The 11,914-nt window shown below is 34.1% G+C and carries 11 protein-coding genes; 7 read left to right on the forward strand and 4 right to left on the reverse strand.

Annotation, left to right across the window (positions count from 1 at the left end):
* Nucleotides 1-188: 188 nt before the first annotated feature.
* The 3 genes from ABXT67_RS15845 to ABXT67_RS15855 all read left to right on the forward strand — a co-directional run bounded on the left by ABXT67_RS15845 (nucleotide 189) and on the right by ABXT67_RS15855 (nucleotide 1,768).
* A complete protein-coding gene (locus ABXT67_RS15845) occupies nucleotides 189-749 on the forward strand; it encodes an RNA polymerase sigma factor (protein ID WP_415377019.1) in 561 nt (186 codons plus the stop codon).
* An 87-nt stretch (nucleotides 750-836) separates the two neighbouring features.
* On the forward strand, nucleotides 837-1,277 hold the full coding sequence (locus ABXT67_RS15850; protein WP_415375001.1) for a hypothetical protein: 441 nt from the start codon (nucleotides 837-839) through the stop codon (nucleotides 1,275-1,277).
* A gap of 2 nt (nucleotides 1,278-1,279) precedes the next feature.
* Nucleotides 1,280-1,768, forward strand: coding sequence for a hypothetical protein (locus ABXT67_RS15855; protein ID WP_415375002.1), 489 nt, complete (start codon nucleotides 1,280-1,282; stop codon nucleotides 1,766-1,768).
* Nucleotides 1,769-1,820: 52 nt separating this feature from the next.
* Here ABXT67_RS15855 and ABXT67_RS15860 read toward each other — a convergent pair whose 3' ends face one another.
* Nucleotides 1,821-2,864, reverse strand: coding sequence for a WD40/YVTN/BNR-like repeat-containing protein (locus ABXT67_RS15860; RefSeq protein WP_415375003.1), 1,044 nt, complete (start codon nucleotides 2,862-2,864; stop codon nucleotides 1,821-1,823).
* A 221-nt stretch (nucleotides 2,865-3,085) separates the two neighbouring features.
* On the opposite strand from ABXT67_RS15860, the gene ABXT67_RS15865 reads away from it, so the two are divergent.
* From ABXT67_RS15865 to ABXT67_RS15880, 4 genes are all read left to right on the forward strand, one after another.
* The gene (locus tag ABXT67_RS15865; RefSeq protein ID WP_415375004.1) at nucleotides 3,086-4,294 is read left to right on the forward strand and encodes an RsmB/NOP family class I SAM-dependent RNA methyltransferase; all 1,209 of its coding nucleotides are present in this window, start codon (nucleotides 3,086-3,088) and stop codon (nucleotides 4,292-4,294) included.
* A gap of 12 nt (nucleotides 4,295-4,306) precedes the next feature.
* Complete coding sequence (locus ABXT67_RS15870) at nucleotides 4,307-5,350, forward strand: endonuclease (protein WP_415375005.1); 1,044 nt, start codon at nucleotides 4,307-4,309, stop codon at nucleotides 5,348-5,350.
* Nucleotides 5,351-5,923: 573 nt separating this feature from the next.
* Entirely contained in the window at nucleotides 5,924-6,373 is a 450-nt protein-coding gene (locus ABXT67_RS15875) for a GNAT family N-acetyltransferase (RefSeq protein ID WP_415375006.1), read from the forward strand.
* 90 nt (nucleotides 6,374-6,463) lie between these two features.
* The gene (locus tag ABXT67_RS15880) at nucleotides 6,464-8,113 is read left to right on the forward strand and encodes a T9SS type A sorting domain-containing protein (protein ID WP_415375007.1); all 1,650 of its coding nucleotides are present in this window, start codon (nucleotides 6,464-6,466) and stop codon (nucleotides 8,111-8,113) included.
* 374 nt (nucleotides 8,114-8,487) lie between these two features.
* Here the strand turns inward: ABXT67_RS15880 and ABXT67_RS15885 are convergent, their stop codons facing one another.
* From ABXT67_RS15885 to ABXT67_RS15895, 3 genes are all read right to left on the reverse strand, one after another.
* Nucleotides 8,488-8,730, reverse strand: coding sequence for a hypothetical protein (locus tag ABXT67_RS15885; RefSeq protein ID WP_415375008.1), 243 nt, complete (start codon nucleotides 8,728-8,730; stop codon nucleotides 8,488-8,490).
* 301 nt (nucleotides 8,731-9,031) lie between these two features.
* Nucleotides 9,032-10,876: a hypothetical protein gene (locus tag ABXT67_RS15890; protein ID WP_415375009.1), complete on the reverse strand. Its 1,845-nt coding sequence runs from the start codon at nucleotides 10,874-10,876 to the stop codon at nucleotides 9,032-9,034.
* A gap of 174 nt (nucleotides 10,877-11,050) precedes the next feature.
* Nucleotides 11,051-11,773: a hypothetical protein gene (locus ABXT67_RS15895; RefSeq protein WP_415375010.1), complete on the reverse strand. Its 723-nt coding sequence runs from the start codon at nucleotides 11,771-11,773 to the stop codon at nucleotides 11,051-11,053.
* Nucleotides 11,774-11,914: the final 141 nt, after the last annotated feature.

An 11,914-nucleotide genomic window follows, 5' to 3' on the forward strand; every position in this document is an offset into this window, starting at 1 on the left:
ATAAAATAATATTCTTAAAGACCCAAAATTAACCTGCGTCAAATATAACAGGAATTTTCCTACAATAAAAGTTTTAATGTATTTAATCTAAAATAAATGTATTTAAACGGCTATATCGAAGTATTTTTAAGAAAACACCTTGTCGATTAAACCTTTTATGTAGTATGTTGTCTATCTTGATAGATATAATGATAAACGAACTTACGCTTATTAAGAAACTTCAAGATAAAACCACTAGAAATGATGGTTTTAATAATCTTGTTGCGCTCTATAAAGAACGCCTTTATTGGCATATTCGAAAAATAGTATTATCTCATTACGACACTGATGATGTTTTACAAAACACCTTTATCAAAGTATTCAAAAATATAGATGCCTTCAAAGGAGATAGTAAATTATACACATGGATGTATCGTATTGCAACAAATGAAGCTATTAACTTCCTGAATAAAAAGTCTCGACAATTACAAATTACTTCAGAAGAAGTGCAAACTCGTGCTATCGAAAATTTAAAAAGCGATGTTTATTTTGAAGGAGAAACCATTCAATTATTACTACAACAAGCTATCGCAACATTACCAGAAAAGCAAAAGTTAGTTTTTAATATGAAATATTTTGAATCGCACACCTTCGAGCAACTTTCAGAAATCATAGGAACCTCTGTTGGCGGGCTAAAGAGCAGCTATCATATTGCGGTAAAAAAAGTTACTGAATACTTAAAAACTCACGATCTGTCTATACATAGGTAGTAACAGGCTGAGCGATTAACCATTATTTATTAAAAAATATTCCATACAGATAAAACCTTTCAGTAAAAATTGAGTCATAGATACAAGATGAAAAAGTCAGCAAAAAATAATCACGGTTTTAAAATACCCGAAGGATATCTAGAAAACTTCGAGGCAAGATTGAAGCAAAAAATGGAAAATGAAACAACCGTTTCTCTATTAAAAAAGTTTCCATCAGAAACTGTGAAAAGTACGAGGATATTAACACTCCCTAAGGTGTTAATCGCTTCTTTTTCTATTGCTGCCTGCATTGCTATAATAATTACCATCAATACACCACAAACAAATGAGGGATTTGACACCATCGCCCTTTCGACCATAGAAGACTATTTGGACTCTGACAATGTGGACGTATCACTTGATTTGATTTCAAGTGAATTTTCAACAGAAGAATTAGACGATTTGATCACCGAAGGTTCTTTTGAAGATGAAACTTTAGAAAATTATTTATTAGAAAATTTTGAAAATAACGAATTAATACTTGAATAAAGATGAAAAATATAGCCTTATTACTATTCCTTGTCTCATTAGGAATAAACGCACAAGAGAGAAAATATGAGAAGATAAAAGCACATAAAACTGCCTTCATTACTGAAAAATTAGATCTTACTCCTAGTGAAGCTGAAAAGTTTTGGCCCATTTACAATCAACATGAAAAGGAGGTGCAAAAACTTCGCAAAAAAGAACGTACTGAAGTATTTGGTAAACTAAAAGAAAATGGTGCAGATGCACTTAGCGATGCAGAAGCAAATTCCTTGATTGAAAGCCACTTGGCGATGAAGACTCAAATGCTAGAGAAGGAAAAAAAACTAATAAAATCTTTGCGTGGAGTTATTTCTCCTCAAAAAATAATAAAGCTTGAAAAAACAGAGCAAGATTTCAAAAAAGGGCTGCTAAAACGTTACAGTCGAGGAGATCGTGAAGATCAGAGGCCAAAAAATCGTGAAAACCATGATAACAGGCCTAAGGGTATGCGATAGATAGAACAGCAAAAAAACATCCCCCCACAATAAATGTGGGGGGATATTTATGTTATTCAAAAACCAATCTGGCAATCCTATTGTTACCACTCGCAAATGCAACAGAATCATTTACAAAAGAAATTGCATAGAATCCTTCTTTGGATAATTCCACCCAAGATTTTCCTTGATCACTACTATAAGAAATTCCTGGGGAACCTACTGCCACTAATCCCTTTCCATTAGTACCCGGAATAAATTGCACACACGATCTATAACCAGGACCCGTTCCATTACTTAATAAATTCCAGGTTTTACCCCCGTCATTGGTGATTGCTTTATTCCCTTCGTTAAAATCTTTGTCTTCCCAATTTCCGCCGAAAATAACTCCTGTTTTTTCATCATAAAAATCTACACTATAGATACCCGTCATTACATCACCCTGAATAATAGGCGTATTAAACACTTCCCAAGAAGTACCTTTGTCTGGTGAGTAAAAAACACGTGCTGCTTTTCCTCCCGATGCAATCCACGTATGATCACCTTGTATAGCAATATTAGTATTACTTGCTGCAAAAGCTGCTTCTCCCTTTGTTGTTTTAGGTAGTTTTGTGCAGTTGAGTTTTTGCCAAGTTTCACCACTATCTCTAGTTATAATAATAGACAGACATCCACCAATAGGATCCCCCATTGCAATCCCTTCAGTATCATTCCAAAAATTAATAGCGTCATAAAAAACGCCCTCACCTTCTTCTACATATACTTCTTTGATGTCTTTGGCTTCTTTATTTTCAATATTCATTTTGTACAATACTGCTGGAGATTCGATACTCAAAACAAAAACTGACTGCTTTGTTCGAGCAATCGCTCTAAAATTCAATATAGAATCTTGATACCGTATCGTAGCGATTTTAGGTGTTGTACCATCAATTAAACCAACAGCGCCCTTATTAGCAGCAAACCAAACCCCGTTCACATCCTCTGGTGCAATAGCTCGCACGCTCACACTATCATTAAATACGGGTGTGATTGTAACGCTGGAAAAAACCTTTTTCTCTTGGTTGCTACAGGAAAAAAGTAAAATTAGTATTACAATTGCAAAAAAAGCATGTTTCATATTAATAAAATAGTTGAGGCTTAGGTAAATGGAATGTTCAAATTAAACTTCTTCAGTAATTTAAAACAGCGTATTGAGCATTTCAATAAATCTATTTTTTTTTGCAAATGTAAGGAAAACAATTCGTGGCTAATAGATTACATTTGCAGCAGGTAATGATGTGTTTTTTGATACGCTTTTGAAAAGCAAATACAAGTACCTTAAACTATTAAAACCTCAAAATGAGATTACACCGCAACCTAGTTTTTGCTGCAATAGATTCGTTACACCTTATCTTTAATGAACAGAAGCAAGCCGATAAAGTTTTAAGAAATACACTCAAAAGAGATAAACGCTGGGGTTCTCGTGACCGTGGTTTTATTGCTGAAACTACCTACGATATTGTTCGATGGAAAAGACTTTATGCAGAAATTGCTGAAGTAAAAGAACCTTTTGATCGCGGCAATCTTTTTAGAATGTTCACGGTTTGGTGCACACTAAACGGGATTAAAATTCCGGATTGGCCTCAGTTTGAAGACACCCCTACCCGACGTATTAAAGGTCGTTTTGATGAACTTTCAAAAACTCGAAAGCTACGAGAATCTATTCCAGATTGGTTGGACGAATTAGGAGTAAAAGAACTCGGTAAAAAATGGGATAAGGAAATTGCCGCGCTTAACAAACAAGCAGATGTTGTTCTTAGGGTTAATACTATAAAAGCAACCGTTCAAGAAGTTCAAAACGAACTGTCCGATCTAGAAATTGCTACTGAGACCATCAAAGGATATCCGCAAGCATTAAAACTAAAGGAGCGAACCAACGTTTTTACAAGCGATGCTTTTAAAAAGGGTTTCTTTGAAGTACAAGATGCATCTTCACAAAAAGTAGCTAAAATGCTAGACCCAAAACCGGGAATGCGAATTATTGATGCTTGTGCAGGAGCAGGAGGAAAAACACTTCACATTGCCAGTCTTATGGAAAACAAGGGACAGGTTGTGGCAATGGATATTTATGACAACAAGCTCACCGAACTCAAAAGACGTGCGCGTAGAAACGGAATTCACAATATAGAAACACGTGTTATAGATTCCCCTAAAGTCATTAAAAAACTCGTGGGAAAAGGAGATAAAGTTTTGATAGATGCACCCTGCACTGGATTAGGTGTTTTAAGAAGGAATCCAGATACAAAATGGAAAATGTCTCCTGATTTTATTGAAGAAATAAAACAAACTCAAATAGAATTATTAAACTCTTATTCTAGAATGGTGAAGCCAGGCGGAGAATTAGTATATGCAACCTGCTCTATTTTACCTAGCGAAAACGAAAACCAAATTAAAGCATTCTTAAAACGTGACGAAGGAAAAGATTTTACATTTGTAAGAGAAGAAAAAATACTACCCTCACAATCAGGTTTTGATGGCTTTTATATAGGCCTTCTAAAGAAAAATTAGACGAAGAATATTATGAAGAAAATACTGCTTTTTATTTTCGTTGTTGTCGCAGGCACTTCAAATGCGCAGCAATCCTATTATAGCGATGTTGATATAATATTAACAGGACAGGCGTTGTATAATGAACTCCAACAAAAAATAAATATCTCTAACAACACATTTAATTATGGAGATGTGAGAGATACCATGAAAATCACTGATAAAGATCCAGCAAATAGCAATAATGTCCTTTTAATTTATGGACATAATGATGCCAATTGCACCACACAACGCAGTCGTGATAAAGATGACTTTGGAGGTGTTAGCTGCGAGTACAATCGGGAACATACTTTTGCACGTAGCAATTCTAACCCATCAATGGGAAGCGTAAATAACAGTACTACAGGAATTGGAGCAGACCCCCACAATTTAAGACCAAGCGACCAGCAAATGAACAATAATAAGGGCAGTAAGAAATTTGCAGCTGGTTCAGGAAATGCAGGAAATGTAGGAAGTGGAAACTGGTACCCTGGAGACGAATGGAAGGGCGACGTTGCAAGGATGATGATGTACATGTACACACGTTACGGAAATAGATGCTTACCGTCTCTAAATGCCGAAGGAACTCCGCAAAGCGGAAATGATATGTTGCAAATTTACTTACAATGGAATGTCGAAGATCCCGTAGATACTGCTTTTGAAGATCAACGCAACAACTATTTAGAAAGCGCCTACGGAAACCGAAATCCATTTATTGACAATCCATACTTGGCAACTATTATATGGGGAGGCGAACCCGCTGAGGATCGTTGGAATATTTTTAGCGTAACCGAAAACAACGACGTATCATTTACCTTTTTTCCAAACCCAGCCAATCAAGAAATTACTATTAACACATACCAAACAACGGCCGATACGCGTATTGTAATTTATGATCTCCAAGGAAGAAAAACAGCTAAAATTAAAAATGTAAATAACAATCCAACCATAGATGTTTCTTCTTGGAATACCGGTATCTATTTAATAAAAATGAATAATAACGGAACTTCCTTAACTCAAAAACTTGTTATTAAGTAAGACCTCACTAAACTCTTTATTATCGAAAGGCTTCTATAAATTGGGAGCCTTTTTTATATCTTATAATTAAAACAAATGAAATTTTATTATCAAATAACGATACTACTTCTGCTATTGTTTGCTGTCAATACAGATGCATAGGAAGATACATAAGAACAAAGACGTGGTTTAGTTTTGTGTTCCGTCAGTTTTCAATCTTGATTTATTAACTATGATTTCTTGAAAATCGATCCAAATCCTGATTTAGGAATAGACATTACAACAGACTGTCATAACAATCTTTTTACGCTATAGGTTAAGGCTGGAAAGTTTATTGAATCATTCAATGACTAAAAAGAAAATATTTACTAAAAACGATTGCTGTTAGGAAAAGAATTTAAAATAGCGCCCTGGTTTAATCCAGAAGGTCTTTTATGCTCAGAACTTTTATAAGTTATAAAAGAAAATAAAGATCAGAGTTATATCCCTCCTTAATTTTAATAGTATTAGACCTATTAGACACATTGTAATTATTACTTAGGTACAGCAAAGATAATCACCTATAAATAGGTATCTTTAGTACTTTATTTACTTATGATATATATCCAAAGAACGTCCCCAAAAAACGAAGATTTCAAACAGCTTATTATTTCGTTAGATAAAGATCTTGCTTTTTCTGATGGTGATGAGCATGGTTTTTATAATCAGTTTAACGGGGTTGAAGATGTTTTGCACGCTGTCATTGTTTATGTAGATAATATTCCTGCTTCTTGTGGCGCTATTAAAGAATATACGAGTACCACAATGGAAGTTAAACGAATGTTTACAACAACGGCCTTTAGGCGGAAAGGTCTTGCTTCAAAAAATTTAACTGCCCTAGAAACTTGGGCTAAAGAATTAGGATACAAGAAATGTATTTTAGAAACTGGGAAACGCCAACCCAATGCAATAGCGTTATATACTGATGCTGGCTACACTGCTATATCAAACTATGGGCAATATGTAGGAAAGGAAAATAGCGTATGTTTCGAAAAATATTTTTAATTTAGTTGTAACTACAAATCATTTTAATAAACGTTGTGACTTTTAAATTACAGCGTAAACACTTATATTACCCCAATAATAAATAACATTATGAAAATCTTTTACCTACTATTAATAACGTTTTTTACAGGAACCATAAATGCACAAGTTTCCCTTTTAGGCAGCATTGATAACACGCCTGTTCGCGAACAACAAGTTGTTGAATCTATTACCGCAACCATAGCATATCAGGGGTATGATGAAACACAGCCATTTTTTGGTCAAGGCGAATATGAAATATTCTTAGACAATACCACAGGCATTTTAGATAAGCCCATTATTATATTAGATGGTTTTGATCCTGGAGACAGAAGAGATATCAACGGACTTTATAATAGTTTAGAATTTGATGGCCAAAATATGGCAGACATTTTAAGAGATGAAGGATTTGACATCGTAGTACTCAACGCACCCACTTATATTTCAGAAGGTGTTGAAATAGATGGTGGCGGCGATTATGTGCAACGCAACGCGATGGTTTTAATAGAACTTATTAATTTTTTGAATACCGAAAAAGTGGGAGAAGAACAACTTGTAGTCTTAGGACCAAGTATGGGGGGGTTAATCGCACGTTATGGTTTGACATATATGGAGCAAAATAGTTTCGATCCAGACACTCGTTTATACCTTTCTTTTGATGCACCGCACAAAGGAGCTAACGTGCCTATGAGTATTCAATATCTCGTTAATTACCTTGCGGTACAAAGTGGCGACCCTTTAGCACAACAAGCAGTTGATCAATTGCTTAACAGTGCTGCTGGAAAAGAAATGCTAGTAGATCATTTAAACGCACATTTACTCCCGGGCTCAGATTTTGAACAAGACCCAGCTTCGGTTTTACCAGCGGGAGCTCCAGGTTTTAGGGATGCTTTTCAAGCAGAGCTAGACGCTTTGGGCTTTCCTCAAAATGTTAGAAACATAGCAATGGTAAATGGAAGTGGCTTAGGAACTACCATTGGAACTCCTGGGATGCAAATTGTTGATACTACCTTAGATTTAGGCAGCAATCTAACAGCCGAAGTAGAATTGCATTTTATGCCACCAGCATCGCAAACAATAGAAGTAACGCGTTTTGACACATTTTTTACCGTAATTCCTGTTCAAACTTTTAGTGCGACTGGCGCAGCTACGGCTGAAACTGATGGCCCAGATAGTGCTCCAGGAGGTATCTCAAACATCTCTAATGCCCTGGGTGATGGAACAGGGAATCCATTAATTGCAGCCTTTATTGCTGCCTTACAACAAGATGAATTCTCTTTTATCCCGCTCATAAGTTCGTTGGCTATTGAAAATGAAAGCGACTGGTATGCAGCACCAGATTTGAGCAACTCCCCTTTTGCGAATACCTTTATTCCAGATGTAAATGAAGCGCACGTTTCAGTAACACAAGAAAGTGCTCAGTTTGCTATAGACGAAATTAGAAATGGAGCTTTAAATACCCAAGATTTTACTACGGAAGACACCTTTAAACTATTAAAGAACCCAGTCCAAAATATAATTACCGTTGGGGTCAATCAATCCTTGAGAGTAGGTCAAATCACAACAAATCTTTTTTCGGTGGAAGGAAAAAAATTGAGCAGTCAAGTTTTTAATACCGATACCACACAAATATCAATAGAACAAAACTTAGTTGCTGGCATTTATATTTTGAGGGTTTCTGATGCGAAGTCTGCAAAAAGTTTTAAGGTGATTGTTCAGTAACTTTCGTGTTTATTTTTAAAATTGTTTAAAAGGGTAACTACAACGATCAATAAGACTTAATAGATTGTTGATCACGATGCTATTGTTGCAGCAAGTATAATTTTTCAAATGGTGTATAATAGTCTCGTATATGAAAATTAGCACTGTAAATAAGCTCTAACTTATATGAAGCAACTAATGAGCTATATAGCAGTTGTAGACAGTTGTTTTATTCATTTATTTTTCAAATTCAGCTTACCAGAACTGATACCATTTTTTCCGTTCAGTTGTCGATTGAGTCATTTTCGGCGGAACAGTTTTCGAGCCTTCAACCAGCCCGTAAACCGCCGTGTTCATTACAGATTCTACTGCCACATCGCTTTGACATTGTTGAATTAAAAGGCAGTTGACATTGCACAAGATACTGCCATTTCTTTTTCATTCAATCCGTACTTTTTCATTGCTTCGGTTGCTTTTGTTTGAGTAGCACTTAAAGATTGTAAAAAATCGAGTTCCGTTTTTTGTATTTCAGCGGAGTCCATTTTGTCATTGTCAACAGACACTCCTAAATTAGATAAAACGGCGCCAATTACATTAATTAACTCAGGTCCTTCTTCGTTTGCTTGATGAGAAAGCACAGCAGTTCCTGGCTTTGCGTCTTCAATTTTATGTCCAAATGATTTGAGTAAAAACGCTCCTGATAATCTTGCAATTGTTGCGATTGCTGTTGCAGAATGAACTTCTCCATCTCGACCGATTACACTCGTAATTAAATCGACTTTTTTAGCGAGTATTACCCCTTGGCTTCATTCTGTTTTATTCAATCCCAAGCCCATATTTGCGTATACATTCTTTTCTATAGGCTATGTCTTCTCTTTGATAATTAAGTGCTTTTAGCCCTATTATATTTATGCTTTACTAGGGCACTTATGTAATTCATTATTTACTCAACGCTTTTAAAATGCGCTCCTCATTAATTACTATATCTCGAAATAAAACGTGTGGAAATTCTGTGTATTTTGATGTTTTAAATGCCTCTGAAATATTTGACAGGGTAGAAGCGGTAATAAGCGACAAATTCATTTCTGTATCCATTTCACAGTCCGTTACAAAATCATCACTAAACTCTGGTGCAACGAGCAAAATTTTCACAATTCGCAAATCATTTTTGAGCGCTAAATTTTGATATGATTTTAACTGTCTTGAAACAGAACTAAATTTATTATAACCTCTTTCTTTGCTTGTTTTGCATTCTACAATGATAATTTCGTTGTTATCCAAATTTAAAAGGATATCCATCATATCCTTTTTGGTGTTCAGATTCTTCTTGAAAACATCATCAACATTAAAGCCTAAACTTTTAAAAATTCCTTTGGTCAAATCTTCAAATTTGATTCCAAGTTCACTTTCCTTTACTGTAATTCCGTTCTCTTTTAGTAAGTTCAGATTTCGGTAAGCGACATTTTCATAATTTTCTAAATATAAATTTTCAACATCTTTATAATGTTCGAGAATATTTAAAATATCATCTCCACGCTGCTTAATCCCATTGTCTTTTATGAATTGGGTCATATCCTCTTTTACAAGTAAATCCAATATATCTCTAGGTTTAATATTATAGTCAAGTAAGAAATCTGCATTGAGAACAAATTCGTTTTGTAACTCAAATTGGTTTTTCATTTGCACATTTAGTTTAGGCAAAGACACGTTTAATTCTGTTAATAATTTATCAAACCCATCTAAAGAAATTCCAACCTTTTCATCACGTTCAATATTTTCAAAATATTGAATTAAACTACTTATTTTATCATCTAGTGTGCTTCCTTTTAGGTTTTTGATATTCAAACTTTTCTCACATAGTTCATTTAAAGTTTTTTTCTTTTCTGTTAATGTACTTCCTATCTTGTAGATGTCATCTAAAAGTAGCTTTGTAAACGATACACCTTCTTTTATTATTTCCTCGCTTTTTTCAGAATATGATAATTTCCTATCAATATTGTGTTCTCGTGCAATTTGATTTATTATTGGTTCTCTTAAAAGCTTTAGTGTTCTGCGATAGAATTTTTCGGCAACTTCTTTTTCTCTAATTTTACGTAACATTCTAACCATTTCGTCTGCAACGTAAATTGTACTTTCCTTGTTAGAGTAGAAAATAACACCAATGTTTTTAAGCCCTTTTATTACATCCTGAATGTCTATTTTTTTGATTGGTAAGATTGAATAATTTATCAATTTCACTTCTTCTTGTGAAAGTCCTAGTTGCTTTGAAAGTGTTAAAATAATTGATAACTCGTCTGCTGTTATTTTAGCTTCTCGATTGTTTGCAATATCATTGTGATAAGCTGTATGCAAACACGCATTATAAATTTTATAATCTCTTTTTCGTGCTGCACTTAACTCCGATTTGTCGTTTTCAAAATCTGCATTCAGCGATTTAATTCTACCTTTTATATGTTTGATTTCGTTTTCATATAATCTCGAAAACCAGTCTTGTTTGATAATGCAATTTCCATCACGAATTATTATATCAATCAGAATATCCAACTGAGATGTAATCTCTTGAAATTCACATTTTATGTGTTCTTGAAATTCGATTACCGTTAGCGAAAATATCTTAGAAATATTTTGATTGTCGATCGATTTTAAACCTTTGTCTGAAGAGCTTAAAAGCTTCTCGATCTCCTTATGATTCTTTGGGTTTTTAGAAATGATATTGTCTATTATTTTGATAAACGAATTTTTTTCTATGGAGCCTAGTTTATCTAATATCTTTTCTAATTTCATAATGTTTATTTTTTTGTCTTTTATTTAAGTTAGGTTATTACAACGGGTATTTGTATCAATAGATACTGGTACAATTAACTAAGTAAAATAAAGTACGAGCCAGATTGAAACCAGTAGGATTCTCAGAGTATTTAGGCGCCAAGCAATTACTTTTACGAGGCGTTGTAGGTCTATTTATTCATCAAAAAAGAATTTATGAATTTTAATTAAGTCACCACGTCCTATTTGAATCAAGTTCATTGTTTCATTTAAATAAATACCTAGCGAACGTTCATTGTAAATAAATTTCATTTCAGGTGAGTATTCTGTTACTAAATACATATCTCCATTTATTCTGTAGAAATCTATATCTTCTCCTTGTTTTACTTTAATTCCTTTATTTACGACCTTTCCATTTTTTAATGCCTGTCGCAAAGTGTCTTCATTTTTTTCGCCTGAAGCAACTTTTGAGTATGCAGTCATCATATTCATCCACTCATTATTATCAATTAAAAACCATCTTACTTTGTCGAAATCAATTCCATATTCATTAATCCATCCTGCACTTGTAAAACCAAATAAGACCATTTTTTTTCCTAAATCAAGTTCATCTCCATTAATTTCAAATTCTCTTATTTTAAAGGTTATTACCGATGTTGAAGACATATCCTTTAATTTCTTACCATTAAAGTCTAAAGTTTTAAGTGAAAATTTATTGTATTCAGGATGATTAGTTAAAAACCATTCCGTTGCAGTTAATTCTGCTTGCTCCTTCATTTGCTCTATCGCAGCAATTCCAGATCCAATAGCTAACAGTCCAACGGCAACAGCAGCAACAGCAGCACCGTCTTTTTGCGCTTTTAAATTTTGAGGTGATAGATAAGTGATTACAACTAGAAGAATGAGTGCTTTTTTCATTGTTTAATAATTTATTTTTAATTTCACATAACGATTTCGGCTACTGGTAAATATATCTTGATCTCAGGAGTATACATTACGGGTTTCCGTAAGGACGCAAGAAAAAATACAAAATATTTAAAAAAGAGGCGCCGCGCTCTG

Origin of the sequence: Patiriisocius sp. Uisw_017, from assembly GCF_047731265.1 — a bacterium.
Lineage (GTDB): Bacteria > Bacteroidota > Bacteroidia > Flavobacteriales > Flavobacteriaceae > Patiriisocius.